Raw genomic sequence first — 24551 nt, forward strand, 5'->3', positions numbered from 1 at the left:
TCCGAAATCCGATCGGATATGGGATTGGCGTTCTTCTTGACTTGGACTCTGTCCATCGTAGGATCGGTTCTGGCGACAGCCAAGGGACAGGAAGACTCCAAAACGGCAGGAGACAGCCACGTGACGGGACCACCGCCGAGCAGTTGCCCGGCGCCGGTCAGCGCGGTGTCCGAGGTCTGCCACCGGGGCCCGCGCCCCGGCTGTTCCACCGCCCGCAGTTCCTGAACACCGAGATGGGCCCAGTCCGGAAGGATTCCGATGTCCGAGAACCATGAAGCAAACGCCGTAGACGCGCAGGCCGAGGGTGGGGGCGGCTGCCCGGTCGCACACGGGCGCGCCCCGCACCCGACCCAGGGCGGCGGAAACCGCCAGTGGTGGCCGGAGCGGCTCAACCTGAAGATCCTCGCCAAGAACCCCGCCGTGGCCAACCCGCTCGGCGAGGAGTTCGACTACGCCGAGGCGTTCAACGCCCTGGACCTCGCGGCCGTGAAGCGTGACATCGCCGAGGTGCTGACCAGCTCGCAGGACTGGTGGCCCGCCGACTTCGGCAACTACGGCCCGCTGATGATCCGGATGGCCTGGCACAGCGCCGGCACCTACCGGATCAGCGACGGCCGCGGTGGCGCCGGCGCCGGTCAGCAGCGCTTCGCGCCGCTCAACAGCTGGCCGGACAACGGCAACCTCGACAAGGCCCGCCGTCTGCTGTGGCCGGTCAAGAAGAAGTACGGCCAGAGCATCTCCTGGGCCGACCTCATGATCCTCACCGGCAACGTCGCCCTGGAGACCATGGGCTTCAAGACCTTCGGCTTCGCCGGTGGCCGCGAGGACGTGTGGGAGTCCGAGGAGGACGTCTACTGGGGCCCCGAGTCCGTGTGGCTCGACGACCAGCGCTACAGCGGCGACCGCGAGCTGGAGAACCCGCTCGGCGCGGTCCAGATGGGTCTCATCTACGTCAACCCGGAGGGCCCCAACGGCAACCCGGACCCGATCGCCGCGGCCCGCGACATCCGTGAGACGTTCCGCCGCATGGCGATGAACGACGAGGAGACCGTCGCCCTGATCGCCGGTGGTCACACCTTCGGCAAGACCCACGGCGCCGGCCCGGCGGACAACGTCGGCGCCGACCCTGAGGGCGCCCCGATCGAGCAGCAGGGCCTCGGCTGGAAGAGCACCTACGGCACGGGCGTGGGCAAGGACGCGATCACGTCCGGCCTCGAGGTCACCTGGACCAGCACCCCGACCCAGTGGAGCAACGGGTTCTTCAAGAACCTCTTCGAGTACGACTACGAGCTCACCAAGAGCCCGGCCGGCGCCAACCAGTGGGTGGCGAAGGACGCTCCCGAGATCGTCCCGAACGCCTTCGACCCGTCGAAGAAGCAGCGTCCGACGATGCTCACCACCGACCTCTCCCTCAAGGTCGACCCGATCTACGGGCCGATCTCCCGCCGGTTCTACGAGAACCCGGAGGAATTCGCCGACGCCTTCGCCCGCGCCTGGTACAAGCTCACGCACCGTGACATGGGCCCGATCGTGCGCTACCTCGGCCCGGAGGTCCCGTCCGAGGTGCTGGTGTGGCAGGACCCGCTGCCGGAGCGCACGGGCGAGCTGATCGACGCCGCGGACATCGCCTCCCTCAAGGAGCAGGTCCTCGGCTCCGGCCTCACGGTCTCCCAGCTGGTCTCGACCGCCTGGGCCTCCGCCTCCTCCTTCCGCGGCAGCGACAAGCGCGGCGGCGCCAACGGCGCCCGTATCCGCCTGGAGCCGCAGCGCGGCTGGGAGGTCAACAACCCGGACGAGCTGGCGCAGGTGCTGCGCACGCTGGAGGGTGTCCAGGAGGCCTTCAACGCCGCCGGCGGCAAGCAGGTCTCGCTGGCCGACCTGATCGTGCTCGCGGGCACCGCGGCCGTCGAGAAGGCGGCCAAGGACGGCGGCGTGGACGTCGAGGTGTCCTTCACCCCGGGCCGTGTGGACGCCGTGCAGGAGCAGACGGACGTCGAGTCGTTCGCCGCGCTCGAGCCGACCTACGACGGGTTCCGCAACTACGTCGGCAAGGGCAACCGCCTCCCGGCCGAGTACCTGCTGCTCGACAGGGCGAACCTGCTGACCCTCAGCGCGCCCGAGACCACGGTCCTCGTCGGCGGCCTGCGCGTCCTGGGCGCCAACCACGCCCAGTCGAAGCACGGTGTCCTCACCGACAAGCCCGGCACGCTCACCAACGACTACTTCGTCAACCTGCTCGACCTGGGCACGACGTGGAAGTCGACGTCGGAGGCGCAGGACGAGTTCGAGGGCCGCGACGACTCCGGCGCCGTCAAGTGGACCGGCACCCGCGCCGACCTTGTCTTCGGCTCGAACTCCGAGCTGCGCGCGGTCGCGGAGGTCTACGCGAGCGATGACGCGAAGGAGAAGTTCGTGCGCGACTTCGCCGCTGCGTGGAGCAAGGTGATGGACCTCGACCGGTTCGACCTGGTCTGATCATGGGGTTCAGGCCCTGACGTTCGGGTCGGTCGGCACACGCCGGCCGGCCCGAACGCTTTCCAGCGCGCGCTCCGCCCAGCCGGGCGGAGCGCGCGCTGCGTCGTTCTTCCGCGACCTGCTCGCCTCCGACATCCTGGAGGTCTGCCCCCCGACCCCGCCGGGCCGACCGCTGCCTCCTTGTTGTTCCACCGGATGGATAGAGGTGCCGAACATGAAGCGCTCCCTGAGACTCGGCGTCAGCGCCGCCGCCCTCGCCGCCCTCGCGGTGCTCTCCGCCTGCGGAGGCGGGTCCTCCTCGTCCGCCAAGGGCGACCGGGCCACGCTCGACCTCGCCGTCGCCTCGGCCGTACTCGCGCCCAAGGAGGAGGTCGCCACCCACGCGGTGGGCGATGCCGAGGGCTACTTATCCGAGGAGAAGCTGAAGGTCGACGTGATCAACACCAATGGCTCGGTGGCCGCCGTCCAGGCCGTGGCCTCGGGCAGCGCCGACATCACGGCGGCTGACGCGGGAGCCATCCTCGCCGCACGGGAGAAGGGAGTTCCGGTCAAGGCCATCGGCGGCCTGGTGCGGAACTGGCCGTGGCGCATGGCGGTCCGGCCGGACAGCGACATCAGAACCCCCGCCGATCTCAAGGGCAAGAAGATCGGTGTCATCAGCCTCGCCTCCGGCTCGGCCATCTACGCCCGCGCGTACGCCAACGACGCCGGGCTTGACGCGGCCGAGGACATCGAGTTGCTGCCGGCGGGGGTGGGCGCGCAGGCCCTGGCCGCGCTGGAGGACGGCAGGGTCGACGCGCTCGCGCTGTACACCCAGGCGTACACCACGATCGAGAACACCGGTGCGGAGTTCCGCTACCTGGACAACTCCGACGCCTTCGAGGGCATCCGCTCCCTGACCTTCGCGGTGACCGAGAAGACCTTGAAGGAGAAGCGGGACGTGCTGACGCGCTATCTGCGCGCCGCGTACAAGGCGCTGCTCTTCTCCGCCGTCAACCCCGAGGCCGCCATGCGCGACGGCTACCAGGTCTTTCCACGGCTGCTGACCGGCAAGAAGGCCGACGACCGCGTCGCCGACGACACCAAGACCCTCAACGCGTGGATCAAGACAGCCGTGCCTGCCACCGGTGAGCCCGAGAGCTTCGAGGACTGGGGCGCGATCAGCGAAGAGGAGTGGACCAAGACGGTCGCCTACACCAGGACATCCGGCCAGATCACCCAGGACGCCAAGCTCACGGAGCTGTGGGACGACAGCCTGCTGAAGGGCGCGAACGACTTCGACTCCGCGGCCGTGATCGAGAAGGCGAAGGCGGCCGAGTAGCGACCGGAGCGCCGGCAACAGGAGGGTGAAGAGACCATCATGGCCATGAGGACTCCGGGCCGCCGCCGTCGCCGGGATGCCCGGAACGCGTATCCCGCGCCCGACGTGGACGAAGCCCGCTGGATCGAAGTCGAAGGACTGCACAAGATCTACCGCCCGCGAAGATCGGAGCCGACCCATGCGCTCTCGGGCATCGGCTTCACCGTCCGGCGCGGTGAGTTCATCTCGGTCGTCGGCCCCTCGGGGTGCGGCAAGACCACCATGCTGAAGATCCTCGCCGGGCTGATTCCCGGGAGCGAGGGGGCGGTGCGGGTCGCGGGCCGCGAGGTGGCGGGGCCGCTGCCCGAGGTGGGCATGGTCTTCCAGGCGGCCACCCTTCTGCCGTGGCGCACCGTTCTGGAGAACGTGATGGTGCCCGTGGAGGTGCGGAAGCTCGACGCCCGGGTGTACCGGGAGCGGGCCGGGAAGCTGCTCGCGATGGTCGGACTCGACGGCTTCGAGGGCAAGTACCCCCATGAGCTGAGCGGTGGGATGCAGCAGCGCGCCGGCATCTGCCGGGCCCTGGTGCACGATCCGGCCGTGCTGCTCATGGACGAGCCCTTCGGCGCCCTCGACGCCATGACCCGCGAGTACATGAACGTCGAGCTGCTGCGGATCTGGCGGGAGAGCGGCCAGACCATCGTGTTCGTCACCCACTCCATTCCCGAGGCGGTCTTCCTCTCCGACCGGGTGGTGGTGCTCAGCCCCCGCCCCGGGCGTATCGCCGAGATCGTCGACATCGAGCTGGAACGACCGCGCGCGCTGAGCGTCATGGCCTCGGACCGGGTCGGGGTCTATGCCGAGCGGATCCGCAAGCACTTCAACGCCATCGGAGTGATCGACGGATGAGGTCCAAGGACAAGACCAAGACCGCACGCGGCGGTTTCAGCGTGGATCTCAGAGAGCGCCCCGAGCTGCTGCTCGTCCCCGCCGTCTTCGTGATCGTGATGCTGGCATGGGAGTTCGCGGTCCCCGCCTTCGGGGTCGACGACTATGTACTGCCGCGCCCCACCCAGATCCTCGACGCCCTGCGGACGCAGCTCTCCGACCCGCTGTTCTGGAGACATCTGAAGATCACGGTGCTGGAGTCGCTCTACGGCTTTCTCCTCGGCGTGGGCGCGGCGCTGGTGCTGGGCACCGCGATCTCGCAGGTACGGCTGATCGAGCGCACCTTCATGCCGTACGTCGTCGCCTTCCAGACGGTCCCCAAGGTGGCCCTCGCGCCGCTGTTCGTGGTGTGGTTCGGCTTCGGCATGACCAGCAAGGTCGTCATGGCGGCGGTGATCTCGTTCTTCCCGGTGCTGGTCAATGTGATCGAGGGGCTGCGCTCGGCCGATGCCGACCGGATCGAGATGCTCACGGCCTTCGGCGCCGGCAGGTTCGCGGTCTTCAGGATGGTGCGGCTGCCGAGCGCGCTCCCCTTCATCTTCGCCGGTCTCGACATCGGGATCGTCTTCTCGATCCTCGGGGCGGTGGTCGGCGAGTTCATCGGGGCGAAGGAGGGCCTGGGATATCTGCTGCTCCAGACCAACTACAACTTCGACATCGCGGGGATGTTCGCCGTGCTGGTGGTGCTCTCCGTGCTGGGGCTGATCGCCCACTTCATCATCCGCTTCGCGCAGAAGCGACTCGTCTTCTGGTCGGAGGAGAACCGGGTGATCGGGGTATGAGCGTGAGTCGACAGGAGGCCGCGGTGACCGAGTACGACCTGGTGGTGCGGGACGCCCGCGTCGTCACCCACGACCATGACCACCCCCGGCCCGCGGACATCGCCGTCAGCCGCGGGCGGATCGCCGCCGTGGCCCCCGGCATCGCCGTGGCAGGCGCCGCCCGGGTGATCGACGCCGGAGGCAAGCTGGCGTTCCCCGGCGTCGTCGACGCCCATCAGCACTGGGGGATCTACCACCCGCTGGCCGAGGACGCGGCCACCGAGAGCCGCGCGTGCGCGCAGGGCGGGGTCACCACCGCCCTGACCTATATGCGGACCGGGCGGTACTACCTCAACAAGGGCGGCGACTACGCCGACTTCTTCCCCGAGGTGCTGGACGCCGCCTCCGGCCGCGCCCATGTCGACTACGGCTTCCACCTCGCACCGATATCGCGCGGCCACATCGACGAGATCCCCGACCTGATCGAGCGGTTCGGCGTTGTCTCGTTCAAGGTCTTCATGTTCTACGGCAGCCATGGTCTGCACGGCAGGTCGGCAAACCAGAGCGCGTTCCTGATGATCGGTGAGGACGAGCGCTACGACTACGCGCACTTCGAGTTCGTCATGCGCGGGGTGCAGGCCGCACGCGAGCGGTTCCCCGACCTCGCCGATCGGATCTCGCTGTCCCTGCACTGCGAGACCGCCGAGATCATGACCGCGTACACCGAACTGGTCGAGGAGGCGGGCGAGCTGACCGGGCTCGCCGCCTACAGCGCCTCCCGGCCACCGCACTCCGAGGGGCTCGCCGTCTCCATCGCCTCCTATCTGGCGCACGAGACCGGGCTGCCGACCGTCAACCTGCTGCATCTGTCGTCCCGCAAGGCGGTCGACGCGGCTGTCCGGATGGGCCGTGCGTTCCCGCACATCGACTTCCGCCGCGAGGTCACCATCGGGCATCTGCTTGCCGACATCACCACCGCGCACGGCCTCGGCGGCAAGGTCAACCCGCCGCTGAGGCCGCGCGAGGACGTGGAGGCGCTGTGGGAGTACGTGCTCGACGGCACCGTCGACTGGGTCGTCAGCGACCACGCGTGCTGCCGCGAGGAGCTGAAGTTCGGCGAGCCCGAGGACGACGTCTTCGTTGTCAGGTCCGGATTCGGCGGCACCGAGTACCTTCTCCCCGGCCTGATCACCGAAGGGACGAAGCGCGGCCTGCCGCTGGGTCGGATCGCCGCGCTGACCTCCTGGAACCCGGCCCAGCGCTACGGGCTGCCCAGCAAGGGCGCCATCGCACCCGGCTTCGACGCCGACATCGCCCTGGTCGACCCGGGCCGCACGTGGACCGTGCGCGCCGCGGAGTCGGAGTCGACGCAGGAGTACACCCCGTTCGAGGGGTTCGAGCTGACCGCCCGGGTCACCGACACCTTCCTGAGAGGCCATCACATCCTGCGGGCGGGTGAGGTCGTCGGCGAGCCCGTCGGCGCCTATCTGCACCGCCCGGCCTGATGCGGGCTGACTCAGCCCGCATCAGATGGGGCAGACGCGCCCGGGGGTCGCCCTCAGCGAGCTGACCGTGTTGTCGCGGCCGGGCGTGATCGTGTCGCCTCCCGGATCTGTGACACCGTCCACCCCGCCATCACCCGTGCCGAGTGGCGCCAGTACTTCCCCCAGTGGACGTACCGGCCATCTTGCGGAGAGCGGCTCGGGGCCCGGTGAACCCGGCCGCGGGTCACCGGGCAACGCCCTGGCGGCTGTTACTTCGAGCAACCACACTGGCAGCAGGGCTCGACCTGTACGTCGTCGATGACGGGGCCGTAGGAGCCCGCCACCGTGCTGGTGAATCCGAGCGTCGTGGTGGTGCCGTTGGCGACGAACGTGACCTCGCGGGTGACATAGCCCATGTTCGCGAAGCTCTTGCCCGTTGAGTTGAACGAGAAGTCCTGGAAGTTCTGCCCGTCGATCAGGACGCTTCCGGTCTTCACCGCCGGACCACCCGCCGGGTTGGCGGCCAGCGAGTACGTCACGGTGTACCTCTGGCCGGCCGTTGTCCGGAAGGTCTGTGCGACCGTGCCCGGCTCGGTGGCGTTGAGATCGACGGACTGGTTCCCCTCGGCCGCTTGCCAGAATCCGGCGCCGATCAGGTCCACGGCCCCGCGCGTGACCTTCCAGGGGCCGATGGACTGGCCGCTGGAGAGCGTGGTGAACGCGTTCGCGGGCGCCGTGGGGTACTCGTCGTGCTGCCGCCGGCCCGGGGAGAAGCCGTCCGTGGTGCGGGACCACATCTCCCCGGGCCGGCGGTGTCGCCCGGGCTCGGCGCGGTGGCCGCCGGCTAGCCGCCGAAGCTCACGGTGAGGCGGCCGTCCGAGGCGAAGGACCACTTCAGCGCGCCGCCGTACGACGAGCAGCGGGATCCGTTCGTGCCGGACCAGAACTGGTTCGATCCATCGGCGTCGCCGATGGTGCGGTCCTTCGTCCCGCTGCTGCTACTGCGGCAGGACACATTGTCGCGGAACACCGAGGTGCCCCCGTCGAAGGAGAAGTTGCGCTCGGCGTTGTCGACGCTGACGTTGCCCGACACCGACATATGACCGGGGTTGCTGTTGTATGTGAACCCGTGCTTGCCGTTGCGGTAGGCGATGCTGCGGCGGACGACGTGGTCGACGGCGATGTCCGAGCCGCCGAGCTTGTAGCCGTTGCGGTCACCGCTCGACGCCTGTGAGCCGTCCGAGAGGGTGCCGTTGTTCAGGGCGAGGGAGTCCTCGATGGTCACCGGGCCGATGGCGCCGGTGTCATCCTTGGTGTACAGGTCCCAGCCGTCGTCGATGTTGTTGTGGGACACGTCGTAGCGGAAGACGTTTCCGGCGCCGACCGTGAGCTTCGCGGCGAAGCCGTCGGCGTCCTCGCCGTCGGAGTCGGCGTTGTCATGCGACTCCGAGCTCACCACGAGGTTGTTCGCCGGCCACTGTTCACGCGGGGTGCTGGAGGCGATTCGCGATATCTGGAGCCCCGTGTCGCGGTTGAAGCGCGTCACCGCCCGCTCGATGACGTTGTTGCTGCCCCCGACGAAGATGCCGTTGTCACCGGCCCGCTCGACGGTGAGGTTGCTGATGCGCCAGTACGACCCGTTGACGGCGAGCCCGCGGTTGGCCGGGTCCTCGCTCATGGCCGAGAAGTTCAACACCGGCTTCTCGCCCGGGTAGGCGGACAGCTGCTTGGGGGCGCTGGAGGTGCCGTTGTTGCCGGGTGCGATGGTGACGGTCTGCGAGAGGTTGTAGGTCCCCCCGCGCATATAGATGGTGCCACCGGCGGTGATGCGGGTGATCGCCGAGGCGAGAGTCGTCGGGGAGGACTCCGTCCCGGGGGCGCTCGCGCTGCCGTTCGGCGACACGTACAAGGCGTCGGCCTTGATCGACGCGGCCTGCGAGACGGTGGGTTGGACCGCGAGCAGACCCGCCGAGGCGACCACCGCCGCGGCGGCGGCGAGGGTGCCGCGTGCGCGGTGGGCGCGCGCGGCCGTGGGGGGCTTCTGCCGCGGGGCAGGGGAAATCCGGGTAATCCGGGTGTGCTTCATGGCGCTGAGACCTCCTGCTGTGAGGGCTGCCGTGGGGGCGGCACGCAGCACATGAGAGCGATTACTGATGGCTTCCCACCCTCAGAAGGGCAGGATAGGGCGGCTCTTATCACGTGACGGCCATCACATGGAGTTCAAATTAGCAAGCGCTTGCTGGAGCGTCAACGCCCCCGCCGCCCGGCGGCTTCGGTCCGGTACTGCCCGGGGGTGGCTCCGAACTCCCTTTTGAAGGCGTGGGAGAAGGCGTACGGGGTGCCGTAGCCGATCCGGTGGGCGATGGTGGCCAGCGGATCCGTGGTGTCGCGGAGCAGAGTGGCCGCCAGGGTGAGGCGCCACCAGGTGAGATACGCCATCGGAGGGCGGCCGACCAGCGCGGTGAACCGGCGGGCCAGGGTGGGACGGGAGACGCCCGCCTCGGCGGCCAGGCGGTCGTTGGTCCACGCGGCGGCCGGATCCGAGTGCATCGCCCGCAGGGCGAGGGTCGTCACCGGGTCGTTCAGCACGGCAGGCCAGACCCCGGTGGTGTCCTCGGCCACCCAGGAGCGGACCATGTAGACCAGCAAGAGGTCGAGCAGGCTGGGGACCGCGACGTGTGACCCGGGCCGTTGCGCGTCCAGCTCACGGCCTAACAGATCGATGGCGGCGCGGAGTTCGGGGTGGCCGCCCACGCGGTTCGGCAGGTGGACGACCGTCGGCAACTCCGTCATGAGCGGATGGACGCAGGCGCGGTCCAGCCGGTACTTGCCGCAGAGCAACTCCGCCGCGCCGGTGGCCGGCCCGGTCTGGCGTGGCCGCGTCCCGTCGAGCCAGGGCTCGAACGGCACCGCCCGCCGCACGGTAGCCGCGTCGGCCGGGGCGTCGGCGAGCACATGCCCGGTGCCGTGCGGCAGCAGCACCGCGTCCCCCGTGCCGAGCGAGACCGGGGCGCCGCCGTCGGGCAGCAGCCAGCAACTGCCCTCCAGTACGACATGGAAGCCCGCGCCGTCATACGGGGCGAGCCGTGTGCACCAGCTTCCGCCCACCCGCACCCGGTTGGAGGACGGCCGTCCGACGCGCACGGCCGCGATCGCATCGCTCACCACATCCACCCGGTCAGGATAGCTCTCATCGTTTCGAGGGTGAGACGGATGCGTATTCAGAAGACTGCTTCACGCATTGAGAGGCTCACCCGGCCTTCCTTAAGGTCGAGAACATGAGCAGCGAAAACGTGCAGTACATCGTGCTGGGAGATGTCGAGGTCATCCGGATCGTCGAGTGGGGCGGGCCCTTCGCGCCAGCCCCCGGCATCGTTCCGGAGGCCGGGGCCGAGGTGTGGAAGGAGAACGAGGACTGGCTGGCGCCGGACCACTGGAACCCCGAGCACGACATGGCGGTGGCCGCGCTCCAGACCTGGGTGCTGCGCAGCGCCGGGCGGACCGTCCTGGTCGACACCGGAGTGGGCAACGGGCGCGAGCGGCCCGGCCTGCCGCAGTTCCACCGCCGGGAGGGCGATTTCCTCGGGAGGCTGGCGCGGGCCGGTGTCCGCCCGGAGGCCGTTGACGTCGTCGTCAACACCCACGTCCACGCCGACCACGTCGGCTGGAACACCGTCGGCGTCGAGGGGGAGTGGGTGCCGACCTTTCCCCATGCCCGCTACCTCATCCCGGCCGCGGACGACTTCCACTTCGGGCCGGACAACGCGTACGGCGGCGGCCTGCGGGAGGACGACCGGCTGGTCTACGAGGACAGCGTCGCACCGGTCCACCGGTCAGGACAGGCTGTGCTGTGGGACGGCACCCACCGCATCGACGAACACCTCACCCTGGAGTCCGCACCCGGCCACACCCCCGGATCCTCGGTGCTGCGGCTCGCATCAGGGGGTGACCGGGCGGTGTTCGTCGGCGATCTGCTGCACAGCCCGGTGCAGATCCTGCGCCCCTCCTGCAACAGCTGCTTCTGCCTCGACCCGGGGCAGGCGGTGGCCAGCCGTCGGCGGATCCTCGAACGGGCGGCGGAGACACGCGAGCTGGTCGTTCCGGCACACTTCGGTGGCGCGGGCGCGGTGGAAGTCCAAAGGAAGGACGGTGAGTTCACCCTCGGGCCGTGGGCGGCCTACGCCACCCGGTAGGCGGGTGTTCCCGGCCATCACCCGGGCGTGGTCCCGGCGTGTCCGCGGTGCCCCGAGGGCCCGGCCGCCCGGGTGAGATGGTCCAGGCAGGAACCTCCGGGGGTCGACCGGGAGCCGTCCGGGCAGACGACGTTTTCCCAGCTCGCCTGTGTGACATCGGCCTTCCGCACGCGCGCGCCGCGGAGATCCGAGTCGGACAGCGTGGCCCCGGCCAGGTCGGCACCGCGCAGATCCGCGTCGGCGAGGCCGACGTGGGTGAGCGACGCGGACCGCAGATTCGCGTCGCCCAGGTGTGCGCCGTCGAAGCTCACGTCCGTGAGGAGACTCCTGCCGAGCGCCGCGCCGCTGAGGTCGGCGCCGCGCAGGTCGACCTCGGAGAGGGTGGCGGAGCTGAGGTCGGCCCGGCGGAGGTCGGCGTCGCGCAGGTCGACGTTCTCCAGCGACGCCCCCGTCAGCCGCGCCTTGTAGAGGTTGCCGTGGCGCAGGTTCGCCTCGGACACGGACCCGGTCAGTGTGGAGCCTTCGAGCCTGATGCAGCGCATCTTCTTCTGCCACAGGTCGGAGCCGTCGACGGTGCGGCCGGAGAGGTCCTTGCCCGCGTGGCCGGGACAGTTACGGCCGTGCTCGTCCTTCCCGCAGCCGATGAGGAAGGCCGAGGACAGGGCGGCCACGATGACACAGGAGAGCGAACGGGGCCAACGCGTGTTCATGGGCCATCCCTGCCGCCGCCTGGTCGCGGAGTGCCGCGCGGTACCGATGAGGGCACGGAAACCGTCGGCCCCGCGCCTGCGGCCAGCGTAGACGAGCCTCAGGAGCGGGCGCCGCACTCTCGGTGGTCCCCGCGTGTTGCCCTGGTGCGCTTGTCGTGGCGGTAGAGGTTACCGGCGGGTTCGGGGATCCTGGGCTGACGCTCGGGCAGGCGCCGGGGCGCATCCGGTTCGAGAGGGAGAGCGATGGGGTCCGTGAGTGGCCAGAACATCGAGGGCCTGGGGCCCGCGGGGCTGGGCGAGGCGATCCGCGCCACCGCCGAGGACATCGCCGCAGTGCTGCGCGGCGCGGCCGACACCGGGGTTCCGGTGCCCGGGTCGCGGTGGTCGGTCGGGGAGGCGGCGGCGCATCTGGCGCAGGCCAATGGGCTGATGGCGGATGTCGCGGCGGGGAAGGCGCGCACCCACGGGGACGGCACGCGGGAAGGGCTGGCCGTGGCCAATGAGCGTGCGCTCGCCGCGTTCACGGAGCGCCGGGCCGAGCCGCTGGCCACCATGATTGTCGAGCAGGCCGACGCGTTTCTCGAGGCGGCGGCATCCCGGCCCGCGGCGCAGGGCGAGCTGGACACCCCGATGGGCCCGATGGGCCTGGACGTCCTGGGGTCGTATCTGCTGACGCATATGCTCGGCCACGGCTATGACCTGGCCCGCGCGCTGGGCCGTCCGCATATGGTGGACCGCGTCCGGGTCGAGCTGACCCTGCCCTTCCTGCTCACGGCCATGGAGCGGGTCGTCGACGCCGCGGCCACCGCCGGGCTCACGGCGCGCTACACCATCCGGCTGAGGGGTGGCGCCCGTTTCGGCACCACCTTCACCGACGGCGCGATAGCCGTGAGCCCGTGCCCGCCGAGCCGGCCGGACTGCACCATCCTCACCGAGCCGGTGGCCTTCTTCCTGATGGCGCTGGGCCGCCTCGGCCCGTGGGGCGCGCTCGCCCGGGGCCACGTGCTGGCCTGGGGGCGCAAGCCGTGGCTCGCGCCCCGCTTTCCGACGCTGTTCACCCCGCCGTGAGCCGACCCGATGGGATCGGATTCGTCACGCGGCGGTGTTGAGCGGTGCACCGGCCGCGGGGGTGTTCCGCTTGCGCACCGCCCTCGCCGCTCGCATCAGCGTTCCGGGACGCATCAGCGTCTTCGCGGGGGAGAGCATGTGCATCACCTCCAGGAAGCGCCGGTGTATCACCGGATCGGTCACCGACGCCCGGACGATGAGGTCGCTGAGCCGGGAGGCGACCTTGAAGCCCCGTGGCCGCGGTCCGGGGACGTGCGGCAGCTTCAGGTCGTTGAGTGCGGATGTCTGCCACGCGTCGTCTACCACGGCTCGGGTCTGCTTGAAGTACGACCACGCCGGATCCCGCAAGGACGGCCCGGATTCGAGATAGGCCGCGAGGCAGGAGGCGTGCATCGTGGCCGAGGACATGCCCTGGCCGTAGATGGGGTTGAACGAGGCCAGGGTGTCACCGGTCGCGATGAGCCCGGCGGGGAACCGGTCCAGGAGGTGGAAGTCGCGCCGTCGATTGTCCGGATGCCGGTAACTGACCGGCTCTCCGATCGGCTCGCCGTCCTCGGCCAACTGGCGGAACGGTGCCGCCGGGTCCTCCTTGCAGCGGAGCAGGAACTCCTCGATGCCCCGGCCCGGGCGGTCGTCCGCATACCCGGCCACCAGGACGATCCACCGATCCCCCTCGACGCGGCCCAGGGTGCCCAGCCGCAGCCGGCCATCCGGCAGGGTCGCCAGGGACTGGGCCAACGTCGCGCCGTGCGGGCCCTCGGGGCGGCGGAACAGCGCGGTGGCATAGCCGAGATCGACGTGCATGCGCCGCGTCGTGGGCTCGGGCCAACCGCCCTCCTGTAGCCAGGCTCCGATCCGGCTGGCGCGGCCGGTCGCGTCGACCACCAGGTCGGCGTCGAGGACTTCCTCATCAGCCGTGCCGGTGCCCGCGTACCGTACGCCGCTCACCCGTTCGCCGGTGAAGGCCAGCCCGCGCACGCGGCCGTTGACCAGACGCAGATTGTCGAGCGCCATGACCCGGCGGCGGAGGTGTGCCTCCAGGAAGGGCCGCGTGGCGCTGATCATCTCCACGCCGTCGACCGGCACCTTGAGACTGCCCTCGAGGTAACTGTGCACACTCGAGCCCGTGTCCGCGAGTGTGGCACCGTCGGCGACGAGTTCGGTGGCGAAACCGGGGAACCACTGGTCGATCCTCCGGCGGCCCGCGTCCAGCAGAGCGTGCATCTGGGTGCCTTGCGGGACACCGGGCCGAGGTTCCCTGTCGCCTCCGAAGGCGCCCGAGGGGGCGACGTCATCCCGCTCGAGGACCAGCACCTCGTCGGCGTGATCACTGAGCACCCGGGCAGCCAGCAGTCCCGCGATGCTGCCCCCGAGTACGACGGCCCTACGCATGTCAACCTCCTGTGTGCAGCTTCCGCTGCGACCGCCCCCAGGAAGGGGAGCGGCGGAGAACATAGTGAGCTTTCAAACCCGTCATGAACCGACGATCCGCGCATCCGCTCTGTACATTTCTGGATCGCTCAGTTCCCGCGAAGAAAGGACCGTGCGATGAGCCTGCCTCCCAACACCCCGGGGATGCCCCGGGGAGGGGCGCCTGACGTCGACGCCTGGCGTGGAATGCTGCACGCCGCCCTGGTCGAACTCGACGCGATCCCGATCGGCGGCACAGGAGACGGTGCGGACTACACGGGCTGGGCCCGCCAGTTCGACCTGGGATTCCTCACCCTGACCGACGTCGGCTCCGACCCGGTGCGGGTGGTGCGCGCACCCAGGATGCTGGTCGGAAACCAGGACGACTTCTATCTCCTGTCGATCGCCCAGGAAAGCAGCTCATCGTTCCATGGAAATGTGCGGTCCCAGCTGCGTCGCGGGGACGCGGTGCTGCTCGACAGCACGGCCCCCTTCCAGCTCAGTGCCGACGAGTTCGCCCATCACCTCGTGCTGACGCTGCCCCGGGCGGACGTGGCACGGGTCATGCCGGTCGACAGGGAACGCGTCGGGCGCCGCATCGCCGCAGAGAATCCAGTGCTGCGTGTTCTGCGTGCCGCGATCGCGGAGATATGCGTCGGCGGCGAACGATTCGACCCGGATACACTGTCTGAATTGGGTCATACGGTGCGCGAATTGATGTTCTCCGTGTTGCGGTCCGATGAGCTCGCCGACCAGGCCGGGGTGAACGGTCTGCTCGGACACCGCGCGCAACTCCTGCGCATGCGGGACTTCATACGGCGTCATCTCGCCGAGCCGGACCTGTCCGCGAAGACGGTGGCGGCGGCGTTCGGAGTCTCCGTGCGCTACGTCGAGGTCGTCTTTCGGGAAGGCGGCACGTCACCGGCTCGGCATATTCGTGAGACCCGGATGGAAGAGGCGCGCAGAAGCCTGGCGAGTCCTCGGCAGCGACAGCGCTCCATCGCCGCGATCGCCCGGTCTGTCGGAATTGAGAATCCCACCGTCTTCACCCGTATGTTCCGTCAATTCCATGACATCACGCCCAGTGAATACCGGCACTCCCCGGCCGGGGAGAGCTGCCGCCGATCCCGGGCGGAAGGTCCTCCGCCCGGATGACCGCTGCGGCTGAAGGCAGTCTGCTGCCGTTCACGCGCGCCCCGAGGCCCCCGTGCGGGAATTGACGAGTTTGTGTGCGCGAATCGTCGACATCGGCGCCCCGGGTTCCGGCACCCTGGGCGCCGACGTCATACGGGGGATTACACGCTCCGGTTTCCACCAAGCAGGGGAATATTCGACTTGCTGTCTGATTCACCACATAACGCCGAGGGGACCCCTACCTCGGGTTCACCCACGCAGCCCCCCTCGCAGGGGCGCGAGGCCCGGTCGACCGCGGGCAGACGCGGGAAACGGGCCCGGGCCAGGCAGCGGGCGGCCCCCCGGCGGGTCCTTCTCCCGGCACGCGGGCCTCGAGGCCCCTGGTCGATCCGGACCCGCGTCCTCGTCCTGGTGACGGTCCCGAGCCTGGCCCTGACCGCGCTGTGGGGCACCTACACGGTCAACGGGTTCAACGAGGCGCTGGACCTGCGGCAGACCGTGCGGGACGTGGAAAGGGTGGGGGTCAAGAGCGAGACCGCGATGGTGGCGCTTCAGGAGGAGCGCCGGCTGTCGATGATCTACCTGGCCCGGCCCGGCTCGGATCGACGGCCGCTGGAGCGGCAGCGCGCGGACACCGACCGGAAGCTGGCGGCGATGCGCGAGGCCGCGGGGCCGGTGGTCAAGAGCAACCCGCCCGCTCTCAAACGGATCTTCGGGCAGATCAGCAAGGGCCTCGAGATGCTGCCGGGATTCCGGCAGCAGATCGATGCGCGCAAGGTGGATTACGGCGCCGCATACGAGTTCTACACCGGCGCCTTGAGTACCGGCATGACGTACTTCGAGGCGGAAGCCCGCCTGACCAACGACTCCAAGTCGCTCAACGAAGGCACGACCGCCGCGGATCTGTTCCGCGCACTCGAGGGCCTCTCCCGGCAGAACGCGGTGCTGTCCGCGGGACTGACGTCGCCCACCGGAATGTCCGCCGAGGAGCAGCGGCAGTTCAACCGGCTCGTCGGCGTGCAGCAGGAACAGTGGAAGGTCGTGGCGCCGGCACTGCGGGGAGAGCAGGCCAAGCGCTATAAAGCCATCACCGCCGGCCCCGACTGGTCGACGCTGGCCGCCGCGGAGCGGTCGGCGATGAAGTCCGGCCGGATCCCGACCCGCTTCGAGAGCTGGCAGACCTCGATGCTCGAGGTGGCGCAAGGCCTGCAGCAGCTCACCCTGGACCAGGTGGAATTCGCGGTCGGATACGCCAACGACCGTGTCGACACCCTGATGACCTCGGTGATCGTGACCAGTGCGGGAACCCTGCTGGCCATCGCGCTGGCCGTGCTGATCTCCGTGCTGATCTCACGGGCGCTGATCCGTCGGCTCCGGGACCTTCGCGGCGCGACGCTGCGGCTGGCCGACGAGCAACTGCCCCAGATCATGGTCCGGCTGGAGAAGGGCGAGAAGGTCGACCTCACCGAGGCCGTCCCCGAAATCGGGCAGGGTCCGGACGAGATCGGGCAGGTCGCCGGAGCGTTCGCCACGGCGCAGCGCATCGCCGTGCGCGCGGCGATCGAGCAGGCCGAAACGCGCGAGGGCCTCAGCCGGGTGTTCCTCAACCTCGCGCAGCGCAGCCAGGGACTGGTGCACCGCCAGCTCGCCCTGCTGGACACGCTGGAACGCGGAAGCGATGATCCCGATCTGCTCGCCGAGCTGTTCCGGGTGGATCACCTCGCCACGCGGATGCGGCGCAACTCCGAGAACCTGTCCATCCTCGGCGGCGCGATACCCGCCCGGCGCTGGCGTCAGCCGGTGCAGTTGACCGAGATCCTGCGGGGCGCGGCCGCACAGACCGAGGACTACTCCCGGGTCAAGCTGGCCGGGATTCCCGAGGTCAGGCTCGCCGGCCCGGTGGCGGGCGACATGATGCACCTGCTGTCCGAACTGGTCGAGAACGCGACGACGTTCGCCCCGCCGCACACGAGCGTGTCGATCCACGCCGAGGTCGTGCCCAAGGGGCTCGCGATCGAGATCGAGGACCGTGGCATCGGCATGGCCGACGAGGTGCGTGAGGAGGCCAACCGCCTGCTGGCGGCGGCGCCCGAGTTCAATGTCATGGGCTTCACGCAGGACACCCGTCTCGGTCTGTTCGTCGTCGCACGGCTGGCGGCCCGCCACAACATCATGGTCACCCTGCGTCCCTCACCATACGGGGGCACCTCGGCCATCGTGCTGGCCCCGCCGGAGCTCATCGAGGGGATCGAGACCCACGCTCCGAACCACGACCGCGCCGAGGTGATGGCCGGGGCGGTGGCGCCGGTGGCGGACAACACGCGGTTGTCGGCCGACTCGCCCACGTGGGCAGGCGGCGTCGGGCAGGTTTCGATGCCACCGGGTCCAGAGGGGACGTCACCACACCGAGAGACGCCGCCACCGCGCCTGGGGACGCCGCCGCCCCGCCTGGAGACGGTGCAGACGCCGCCCGGCGGGGAGGAGCCGCACGTGCCCGACGACGTCACGCCGATACGCAACGACTTTCCGCACCCGGACACCGGCACGGCGCGTCCGGAACGGCCACAGCGAGGGTCGAGACAGCTGCCTCGCCGGGTTCGCCAGGCGAGTATGCAGCCGCAACTGCTCCATCCCGTGACCTCCCCGGAGCCCGAGGCGGCGCCCGCGGAGCGGTCGGCCGACGAGGCACGCCGACTGATGTCGATGTACCAGCGTCAGTCGTACCGGGGGCGTGTCGACGCGGAGCGGGAACAAGACGGCGGACAAGACGACGAGGCCGGGAACCGGCCGGCCGGAGAAGGGCAGTGGGACCCGCGATGACACAGATGCCGAAGCAGATAACCGACCTCAACTGGATGCTGGACGATCTCGTCCGGAGGGTTCCCAGGACCAGGCACGTCCTCGTGCTGTCGGCCGACGGACTGGTGATCGCCAACTCGCGCGATCTCGGCCGTGAAGACGCCGAACACATGTCGGCGGTCGCCTCGGGCTTCCAGAGCCTGGCCGGGGGCGTCGGGCGACGCTTCGGCGGAGGGCCCGTGCGTCAGACGATCGTCGAACTGGAGAACTGCTTTCTGTTCGTGACCGGTGCGGGACGAGGTGCCTGCCTCGCCATCCTCGGCGAGGCCGACATCGACGTCGGCCTCGTCGCCTATGAGATGAACCTGATCGTCAAGCGTGTCGGTGACTATCTCGCCGCGGCGCCTCGACAGGCGGCAGCGGTTTCGCCGTCGCCCTTCTGAGGTGAGGAACCATGTCCGAACCGGAGGACTCGTGGTGGGACGTGGACGCAGGCCCCATCGTGCGCTCGTTTGCGAGAACCGGCGGCCGGACCCGGCCGAGTCGCGACGAGTTCAACCTGATCACCCTGATCATCGCCACGAACGCCGACACGGCACGCCATGGTCTCGAGCCGGAGCACATCGTGATCCTGCGTATGTGCACGGGCACCCCGCTCTCCGTCGCCGAGATTTCCGCTCGGCTGGACCTGCCCGCGACCGTGGCCAAGGTCCTGCTCGGAGACCTACTCGACATGGGAGCCATCCACACACGCGCACCGATCGCGCTGGCGGAGGCCCCGGAAATCCACGTTCTTCAGGCGGTACTTGATGGAATTCGCAGGCTCTGAGCCGTATCCCGGTTCCGGCAGTCTCCCGTCGGGGGTCAAGATCCTGATCGCCGGAGGGTTCGGCGCCGGGAAGACCACCATGGTCGGTGCCGTCAGTGAGATCTCCCCGCTTCAGACCGAGGAGGTGATCACGCGGACGAGCGAGGGCGTGGACGACCTCAGCGGGGTGGAGGGGAAGACCACCACGACTGTGGCCATGGACTTCGGCCGGATCACGATCAGCCGGGACCTGGTGCTGTATCTCTTCGGTACGCCCGGACAGAACCGCTTCTGGTTCATGTGGGACGAGTTGGCTCTCGGCGCACTCGGGGCCATCGTGCTGGCCGACACTCGAAGACTCGAGGACTCCTTCCCCGCCGTCGACTACTTCGAGCACCGCGGCACGTCGTTCGTCGTCGCGGTCAACCGCTTCGACGGCGCCTGTGACTTCGACGCCGACGAGGTGCGCTATGCACTCGACCTCGATGCGCATGTGCCGGTGGTGATGTGTGACGCGCGCTCCCGCGAGTCCAGCAAACACGCCCTCATCACCCTCATCGAACACGCCATGGCGAGCCGGATGTCGGCCGCCCGCTGACGGGAGCGCCCCGGCCCGCTGTTCCCGCCACAGGGGGGAACAGCGGGCCGGGGCGGTGGCGCGGTGTCAGGTGCGGTAGGCGTAGTACGCGGAGTTCGGGTACGAGGAGATGAGGCTGGACAGCGACCGCCGGTAGGTGTCGGTGTCGTGGTAGGTGAGGTACGGGACGCCGCTGGTGCTCCGGTACGAGGTGATCATGGTGTGGTCCTTCGCGCCGTCCTTGTCGAAGTCCACCTGGAGGACGTCACCGAGGTCCATCTGGTAGGCGTTCGCGAGGGCGGTGGTCCGCTTCGCGGTCTGGGTGAACCAGGACCACTCGTTGACACCGATCCAGGAGTCGGACTGGCCCGACGTGCTGTACCACCAGGTGTCGTAGTCCTCGGTGGAGGTGGTGTCGTTCTTCCAGCCGCCCGCGAAGAGGGACTGGCTGATGTAGTTGGTGCAGTCCCCGCCGGCGCTGTTGAAGCGGCGGTAGGCGGTGTTGTAGTTCTTCCAGTACTTCTCGGCGTACGTGGCCATCGCCGTGTAGTCGTAGGTGGTGCCGCTGCCGAGGTTCTTGGGCTTGGCGGGCGCCGGGAGGGTGATGGCGGCGCGCGGGGCGTCGATGATCGCGGTGGGGCGCACCGGCGCCGAGCTCGCCGCGGGCACGGGCTCGTTGACCGCGCGGGGGCCCTTGTCCGTGCGGCGGACGCCCTCCAGCTGCCAGGTGCCGTCCGTCTGCGCGGTGAAGGTGAGCTCGTGGTGCGCGGTGAAGCCGGTGGTCGGGGGCTCGTCGCCGCGGATCTTCCGGTAGGTGAGGATGGTGGCCTCGGTGACGCGGACCGTGGCGCGCTGCCCCTCCACGCGGGTGCTGTCGACGGTCACCTCGGTGTCGGCGTCGCTGTAGGCCTCACCGAACTCGGCCAGCCGGGCGCGCGTGCCCCGCACGGAGGCCAGGGTGGTGTTCTCCGTGCGGGAAAGCGCGGGCGAGAGCCGCACGTTACCCTGCGCCTTCTGCGCCGTACGGGCGAGCTGGGGCCGGTCCAGCAGCGCGGCCGTACGGTCGGTCAGCACGGCGTCCGCTATTCGGCCGAACGAGTCGGCGTTCGGCTGCGGGGCCGCGGGCGCCGAGGCGTCGGCGGCGTGGGCGGCGGACAGGGGCAGCAGCGCGGCGGACAGCACGGTCGCGGCAACGGCTGAGCAACGGCTCAACGTCCGAGATCTCACGGGGTTTTCTCCTCGAACCCGGGTGGTCGGCTCCCGGGTGAGCGTCATCTTTGCATGACCTCCTCAATCTTCTCAGTTACTTCACAAGATTGCCGATCGGATTCGGCCACGTGGCGATGGACCGCCTGGCGGTCCGTCAGGCCGCATCCAGAGCGGCCAGTTCGCTGGCGATGGCGCGCGCGCACGCGGTGCGCCTGCCCGGGGGCACGTTCTGGATGGGCAGCGAGGACCCGGACGTCAACCCCGGCGACGGCGAGGGCCCGTGCCGGGAGGTGGCGGTCCGGAACACCGCCACCGTCTGAATCCTCCCGGTGGCCGCTGCTTAGGATGACCGCCATGCGGCCGCCCCTGCCTCTCCCCGCCCAACTCGGCGCCGTCCTGCTGGGTCTGGCCCGGAACCCGGCCCTGCCGCCCGCGTTGCTGCGCCGCCTGCTCGGCCACCGGGCGACCCGCGACGAGGCGGTGATGTGGCGCACGGACCTGACCGAGGAACTGGCCGAGGAGATCGTCGCGCTGGGCGACACCGTCCTCGTGCACACGCTCGCCTGCAACCGGAACATCCCGCCGGGCGTGAAACACCGCCTGGCGAACAGCCCGGACACCTCGGCCCGGGCGGCGATCGCGTTCCGCGAGGAGCTGCCGCGCGAGGTGTGGGAGCGGCTGATCGCCGACCCGTCGGTGGAGGTACGGGAGTCGGCCGCGGAGAACGAGGACGTGCCCGTCGACCTCCGCGCCCGGCTGGCCCGGGATCCGGCCCCCACGGTCCGCGCCAGGCTCGCGCAGCGGTGGACGGGCGCGCCGGAAGAGATACGGCGCATCTGGCTGACCGACGCGGAGTCCAACGTCCGGGCGGCGGCCTGCGCCACCTACTTCCGCAGGCTGCCGCACCCGGTGCCGCCCGCCGATCTCCACCCCGCGCTGCTCGCCGACCCGGTGACGCGGGCGGGCGTGGTGGCGCACCTCGACCTCGGTCCCGACGCGGCCCGTGAGCTGGCCACGGACCAGGACCCGGAGGTACGCGCGGCCGTCGCGGCCCACCCCGATCTGCCGGCGGAGCTGCGGGAGACCCTCGCCGGGGACCCCGACCCGCTGGTGCGCGCGGAGGTCTTCGCCCGCCAGGACACGCCCGAGGGGCGGCGCGCCTCGATCTATGCGGAGCTGCGCGCCGGGGCGGAGCGGGCCGGGGCGGGCCTCATCGCGTCGGAGGAGGAGGACTTCGCGTCCTACGTCGCGTACCAGGGGCTGGGCCATCGACACCTCCCGTGGGTGTCCGCCGCCCCGCTCGACCACGTCGACTCGCCCTATGTGTGTTTTCGCCGGTCCCTGGCGATGAGTGGCCCGTTGCCCGCGGAGGCCGTCGCCCGGCTGCTCGACGACGAGGACGGCACCGTACGCGCGGCCGTGGCCCGCCGGACGCCCGACCTCGACCCGGTGACGGCCGAGCGCATCGAACGCCGGCACACCGCGAGCCGCAAGCACCCCTGGAGCCCGACCGACCACGTCGTCTTTCCCCCGGAGACCCTGCGCCGGTTCGCGACCGACCCGGACCCGAGGATCCGGGCCCTCGCGCTCCGGGACCCGGACCTGCCCGCCGGGCTCGCCGAGGGGCTGGCGGCCGATGGGTCCGTCCGGGTCCGCCGCGGGGTGGCCGCCCACCCGAGCCTGCCGACGCCCGCCCTGCTCACCCTGCTCGCCGACCAGGACGAGTGGGTGGCCAGAACCGCCGCGGGCTCGCCCGTGCTGCCCCGGGATGTGATGGAGGAGATCCTCGCCTTCGCGACGCTGTGACCCGTGGCCGGGGGAGCGCGCCTCGGACAGGCCGCCGTCGTGCTCAGGCCGTCGTCGCGCTCAGGGCGCTGACCTCCTGGGCGAAGAGGGCGTCGGCGTCTATGCCCATGGAGGTGAAGTTGCCGCCGATCTCGAGGCTGACGAAGCCGTGCAGTCTGGTCCAGGCGCTGAGGACACGCCGAAGCTGCTCGGGACCCGCTCCGGTGGCGGCGAGTATGTCCTCGTGTGCCCGCACGGCGGCGTCCAGGTCCACGTCGCCCTCGCGCCCCGGCGCCGCCGCCGGGCTGTCGTCAGGGGGCCAGAGGTCGGCCGCCACGTCGAGCCCGACGGCCATGACCTCACGGGAGGCGGTGACCAGGGGCTCGCTGTGGGCGTCGTAGCCGGGCACGGGCGGCGCGAACATCAGTGTGTAGCGGTGGGGTTCGGCGCGGGCGAAGGCCCGCCAGGCGGTGGCCAGGGCGCGCAACCGCTCCGCCGGGGCCTGGCCGAGGGCCGGGTCGGTGGCGGCGGCGAGGGCGGCTGCGAAGTCGTGGTAGGTGTCGATGACCAGCTCGGCGAGCAGCTCGTCGCGGCCGGCGAAGTAGCGGTAGAGCGCCGGTCCGGAGACGCCGAGCTGTTTCGCGATGGCGTTGACCGATACCGCCGTGGCGCCCCCCTGGGCCAGCTGGTCCAACGCCACGGCCTTGACGTCTTCGCGGACCTGCTCCCGGTACCGCGCCCGCATCGGGCTGCGAGCCGCACCTGTCGCCGCCGTCGTTTTGTTGGCGCCCATCATGTCCTCCCTCGACAGCCACACCCTAACAGATTCATTCTATTGCTAGAGGGTCTAACGGTCGATGGGTCGCCGGCACCGGACGGAGTTCAGGAGGGCGCGGGCAGGACCCGCCCGAGGAAACCGCGGATGTATCCGGCGATGGTGTCGAGATGGCTCTCCAGGGCGAAGTGGCCCGAATCCAGGAGGTGGACCTCGGCCTCGGGAAGATCCCGCTGGAAGGCCCGGGCGCCGTCCGGACCGAAGATCTCGTCACCCCGGCCCCAGACGGCCAGCAGCGGCACCCGGCTGGTCCGGAAGTACGTGTGGACCGCGGGGTACTGCGCCACATTGGCCGGGTAGTCGCGGAACAGCCGCAGCTGGATCTCGTCGTTGCCCGGCCGGTCCAGCAGGGCCTGGTCATGGGGCCAGGTGTCCGGGCTGACCAGGCTCGGGTCGGCGACGCCGTTCTCGTACTGCCAGCGGGTGATCTCCGGAGTGAGGGCGCGGCGCACGGTGGGTTCGGTGTCCGGTCCGGGCGCCCCGGCGTAGGCGAAGAGGCCGTCCCAGAACGGCCTCACGAAGCCGTCCTCGTAGGCGTTGCCGCTCTGGGTGACGATCGCGGTCACCCGGTCCGGAGCGCGCGTGGCAAGGCGCCAGCCGATCGGCGCCCCGTAGTCCTGGACGTACATCGCGAACCCGGCCACGCCGAGCCGCTCGAGCAGCGCCTCCGTGACATCCGCGAGGGCGTCGAAGGTGTACGGGAAGTCGCCGGGCGCGGGCATCGACGAGTAGCCGAAGCCGATGTGGTCGGGAGCGATCACGCGGTAGCGGTCGGCCAGGAGCGGGATCAGGTTGCGGAACATGTGCGAGCTGGCCGGGAAGCCGTGCAGCAGCAGGACGACCGGCGCGTCGCCCGGTCCGGCCTCCCGGTAGAAGACGTCCAGCCCGTCGATCTCCGCGGTGCGGTGGTACACGACCGGAGCCATCTCTGGCCTCCAAAGAACAGGGTCATGGTCAGGCGCGCTGTCCAAGAAACTAGTCGATCTTCCCGAGGGAGGCCGGAAGGCGGGGAGTCGTGTCCGGCGAGGTCGTGCCCGGCGCCCCGGAACGGGGTG

The 24551-nt window shown here is 70.1% G+C and carries 22 protein-coding genes; 14 read left to right on the forward strand and 8 right to left on the reverse strand.

The genetic code is table 11. From position 1 onward, the window contains the following. Positions 1-258 precede the first annotated feature (258 nt). The 5 genes from katG (at position 259) to ACH4S9_RS28145 (ending at position 6989) form a co-directional block, all read left to right on the forward strand. Positions 259-2475, forward strand: a complete 2217-nt coding sequence (gene katG / locus ACH4S9_RS28125; RefSeq protein WP_311722252.1) for a catalase/peroxidase HPI — start codon at positions 259-261, stop codon at positions 2473-2475. Between the two features lie 214 nt (positions 2476-2689). Next, positions 2690-3796 (forward strand): ABC transporter substrate-binding protein, encoded by a 1107-nt coding sequence (locus tag ACH4S9_RS28130; protein WP_385337621.1) that lies wholly within the window; start codon positions 2690-2692, stop codon positions 3794-3796. A gap of 45 nt (positions 3797-3841) precedes the next feature. Then, the gene (locus ACH4S9_RS28135; protein ID WP_385337618.1) at positions 3842-4684 is read left to right on the forward strand and encodes an ABC transporter ATP-binding protein; all 843 of its coding nucleotides are present in this window, start codon (positions 3842-3844) and stop codon (positions 4682-4684) included. After that, positions 4681-5505 (forward strand): ABC transporter permease, encoded by an 825-nt coding sequence (locus tag ACH4S9_RS28140; protein ID WP_311722256.1) that lies wholly within the window; start codon positions 4681-4683, stop codon positions 5503-5505. Before ACH4S9_RS28135 ends, ACH4S9_RS28140 begins: the two co-directional genes overlap by 4 nt. 23 nt (positions 5506-5528) lie before the next feature. Then, a complete protein-coding gene (locus ACH4S9_RS28145; RefSeq protein ID WP_398374446.1) occupies positions 5529-6989 on the forward strand; it encodes a dihydroorotase family protein in 1461 nt (486 codons plus the stop codon). Between the two features lie 248 nt (positions 6990-7237). Here ACH4S9_RS28145 and ACH4S9_RS28150 read toward each other — a convergent pair whose 3' ends face one another. The 3 genes from ACH4S9_RS28150 to ACH4S9_RS28160 all read right to left on the reverse strand — a co-directional run bounded on the left by ACH4S9_RS28150 (position 7238) and on the right by ACH4S9_RS28160 (position 10142). After that, entirely contained in the window at positions 7238-7765 is a 528-nt protein-coding gene (locus ACH4S9_RS28150; protein WP_385337612.1) for a choice-of-anchor C family protein, read from the reverse strand. Between the two features lie 47 nt (positions 7766-7812). Next, the gene (locus tag ACH4S9_RS28155; protein WP_311722259.1) at positions 7813-9054 is read right to left on the reverse strand and encodes a right-handed parallel beta-helix repeat-containing protein; all 1242 of its coding nucleotides are present in this window, start codon (positions 9052-9054) and stop codon (positions 7813-7815) included. Between the two features lie 161 nt (positions 9055-9215). Next, a complete protein-coding gene (locus ACH4S9_RS28160; RefSeq protein ID WP_385337608.1) occupies positions 9216-10142 on the reverse strand; it encodes an AraC family transcriptional regulator in 927 nt (308 codons plus the stop codon). Positions 10143-10246: 104 nt separating this feature from the next. Here ACH4S9_RS28160 and ACH4S9_RS28165 point away from each other — a divergent pair, with 104 nt between their 5' ends. After that, positions 10247-11161, forward strand: a complete 915-nt coding sequence (locus tag ACH4S9_RS28165) for an MBL fold metallo-hydrolase (RefSeq protein WP_398374348.1) — start codon at positions 10247-10249, stop codon at positions 11159-11161. A gap of 17 nt (positions 11162-11178) precedes the next feature. Here the strand turns inward: ACH4S9_RS28165 and ACH4S9_RS28170 are convergent, their stop codons facing one another. Further along, positions 11179-11871, reverse strand: coding sequence for a pentapeptide repeat-containing protein (locus tag ACH4S9_RS28170; RefSeq protein WP_311722262.1), 693 nt, complete (start codon positions 11869-11871; stop codon positions 11179-11181). A gap of 243 nt (positions 11872-12114) precedes the next feature. On the opposite strand from ACH4S9_RS28170, the gene ACH4S9_RS28175 reads away from it, so the two are divergent. After that, on the forward strand, positions 12115-12939 hold the full coding sequence (locus ACH4S9_RS28175; RefSeq protein WP_398374349.1) for a maleylpyruvate isomerase family mycothiol-dependent enzyme: 825 nt from the start codon (positions 12115-12117) through the stop codon (positions 12937-12939). Positions 12940-12963: 24 nt separating this feature from the next. On the opposite strand, the gene ACH4S9_RS28180 is transcribed toward ACH4S9_RS28175, so the two are convergent. Beyond that, a complete protein-coding gene (locus ACH4S9_RS28180) occupies positions 12964-14331 on the reverse strand; it encodes a hypothetical protein (protein WP_311722264.1) in 1368 nt (455 codons plus the stop codon). A gap of 225 nt (positions 14332-14556) precedes the next feature. Here ACH4S9_RS28180 and ACH4S9_RS28185 point away from each other — a divergent pair, with 225 nt between their 5' ends. The 5 genes from ACH4S9_RS28185 (at position 14557) to ACH4S9_RS28205 (ending at position 19688) form a co-directional block, all read left to right on the forward strand. Continuing rightward, positions 14557-15504, forward strand: a complete 948-nt coding sequence (locus ACH4S9_RS28185) for a helix-turn-helix domain-containing protein (RefSeq protein ID WP_398374351.1) — start codon at positions 14557-14559, stop codon at positions 15502-15504. 180 nt (positions 15505-15684) lie between these two features. Then, positions 15685-18303 carry a nitrate- and nitrite sensing domain-containing protein gene (locus ACH4S9_RS28190; protein ID WP_398374352.1) on the forward strand — a complete coding sequence of 873 codons (2619 nt, stop codon included), beginning with the start codon at positions 15685-15687 and terminating at the stop codon, positions 18301-18303. 5 nt (positions 18304-18308) lie between these two features. Then, positions 18309-18725 carry a roadblock/LC7 domain-containing protein gene (locus tag ACH4S9_RS28195; RefSeq protein ID WP_385337589.1) on the forward strand — a complete coding sequence of 139 codons (417 nt, stop codon included), beginning with the start codon at positions 18309-18311 and terminating at the stop codon, positions 18723-18725. An 11-nt stretch (positions 18726-18736) separates the two neighbouring features. Then, positions 18737-19111 (forward strand): DUF742 domain-containing protein, encoded by a 375-nt coding sequence (locus tag ACH4S9_RS28200; protein WP_311722268.1) that lies wholly within the window; start codon positions 18737-18739, stop codon positions 19109-19111. Beyond that, the gene (locus ACH4S9_RS28205) at positions 19092-19688 is read left to right on the forward strand and encodes an ATP/GTP-binding protein (RefSeq protein WP_385337586.1); all 597 of its coding nucleotides are present in this window, start codon (positions 19092-19094) and stop codon (positions 19686-19688) included. The genes ACH4S9_RS28200 and ACH4S9_RS28205 overlap by 20 nt, the downstream gene beginning before the upstream one ends. Before the next feature lie 66 nt (positions 19689-19754). Here ACH4S9_RS28205 and ACH4S9_RS28210 read toward each other — a convergent pair whose 3' ends face one another. After that, positions 19755-20894, reverse strand: a complete 1140-nt coding sequence (locus tag ACH4S9_RS28210; protein WP_398374353.1) for an amidase domain-containing protein — start codon at positions 20892-20894, stop codon at positions 19755-19757. A gap of 110 nt (positions 20895-21004) precedes the next feature. Between ACH4S9_RS28210 and ACH4S9_RS28215 the strand changes: the two genes are divergently transcribed. Further along, positions 21005-21196: a hypothetical protein gene (locus ACH4S9_RS28215; RefSeq protein WP_398374354.1), complete on the forward strand. Its 192-nt coding sequence runs from the start codon at positions 21005-21007 to the stop codon at positions 21194-21196. A 34-nt stretch (positions 21197-21230) separates the two neighbouring features. Beyond that, the gene (locus ACH4S9_RS28220; RefSeq protein WP_398374355.1) at positions 21231-22682 is read left to right on the forward strand and encodes a hypothetical protein; all 1452 of its coding nucleotides are present in this window, start codon (positions 21231-21233) and stop codon (positions 22680-22682) included. Positions 22683-22725: 43 nt separating this feature from the next. Here the strand turns inward: ACH4S9_RS28220 and ACH4S9_RS28225 are convergent, their stop codons facing one another. Both ACH4S9_RS28225 and ACH4S9_RS28230 read right to left on the reverse strand, forming a co-directional pair. Then, complete coding sequence (locus ACH4S9_RS28225) at positions 22726-23454, reverse strand: TetR/AcrR family transcriptional regulator (protein WP_398374357.1); 729 nt, start codon at positions 23452-23454, stop codon at positions 22726-22728. Between the two features lie 89 nt (positions 23455-23543). Continuing rightward, on the reverse strand, positions 23544-24422 hold the full coding sequence (locus ACH4S9_RS28230; protein WP_398374358.1) for an alpha/beta fold hydrolase: 879 nt from the start codon (positions 24420-24422) through the stop codon (positions 23544-23546). Positions 24423-24551: the final 129 nt, after the last annotated feature.

The sequence above is a fragment of the Streptomyces sp. NPDC021225 genome, assembly GCF_044332865.1.
Taxonomy (GTDB): Bacteria; Actinomycetota; Actinomycetes; order Streptomycetales; family Streptomycetaceae; genus Streptomyces.

Coding starts and splice junctions, on each gene's coding strand:
- ACH4S9_RS28150 (WP_385337612.1), bottom strand. CDS start 7,765: ATGTGGTCCCGCACCACGGACGGCTTCTCCCCGGGCCGGCGGCAGCAC.
- ACH4S9_RS28185 (WP_398374351.1), top strand. CDS start 14,557: ATGCTGCACGCCGCCCTGGTCGAACTCGACGCGATCCCGATCGGCGGC.
- ACH4S9_RS28135 (WP_385337618.1), top strand. CDS start 3,842: ATGAGGACTCCGGGCCGCCGCCGTCGCCGGGATGCCCGGAACGCGTAT.
- katG (WP_311722252.1), top strand. CDS start 259: ATGTCCGAGAACCATGAAGCAAACGCCGTAGACGCGCAGGCCGAGGGT.
- ACH4S9_RS28175 (WP_398374349.1), top strand. CDS start 12,115: ATGGGGTCCGTGAGTGGCCAGAACATCGAGGGCCTGGGGCCCGCGGGG.
- ACH4S9_RS28230 (WP_398374358.1), bottom strand. CDS start 24,422: ATGGCTCCGGTCGTGTACCACCGCACCGCGGAGATCGACGGGCTGGAC.
- ACH4S9_RS28170 (WP_311722262.1), bottom strand. CDS start 11,871: ATGAACACGCGTTGGCCCCGTTCGCTCTCCTGTGTCATCGTGGCCGCC.
- ACH4S9_RS28205 (WP_385337586.1), top strand. CDS start 19,092: ATGGAATTCGCAGGCTCTGAGCCGTATCCCGGTTCCGGCAGTCTCCCG.
- ACH4S9_RS28130 (WP_385337621.1), top strand. CDS start 2,690: ATGAAGCGCTCCCTGAGACTCGGCGTCAGCGCCGCCGCCCTCGCCGCC.
- ACH4S9_RS28220 (WP_398374355.1), top strand. CDS start 21,231: ATGCGGCCGCCCCTGCCTCTCCCCGCCCAACTCGGCGCCGTCCTGCTG.
- ACH4S9_RS28180 (WP_311722264.1), bottom strand. CDS start 14,331: ATGCGTAGGGCCGTCGTACTCGGGGGCAGCATCGCGGGACTGCTGGCT.
- ACH4S9_RS28140 (WP_311722256.1), top strand. CDS start 4,681: ATGAGGTCCAAGGACAAGACCAAGACCGCACGCGGCGGTTTCAGCGTG.
- ACH4S9_RS28165 (WP_398374348.1), top strand. CDS start 10,247: ATGAGCAGCGAAAACGTGCAGTACATCGTGCTGGGAGATGTCGAGGTC.
- ACH4S9_RS28155 (WP_311722259.1), bottom strand. CDS start 9,054: ATGAAGCACACCCGGATTACCCGGATTTCCCCTGCCCCGCGGCAGAAG.
- ACH4S9_RS28195 (WP_385337589.1), top strand. CDS start 18,309: ATGCCGAAGCAGATAACCGACCTCAACTGGATGCTGGACGATCTCGTC.
- ACH4S9_RS28225 (WP_398374357.1), bottom strand. CDS start 23,454: ATGGGCGCCAACAAAACGACGGCGGCGACAGGTGCGGCTCGCAGCCCG.
- ACH4S9_RS28200 (WP_311722268.1), top strand. CDS start 18,737: ATGTCCGAACCGGAGGACTCGTGGTGGGACGTGGACGCAGGCCCCATC.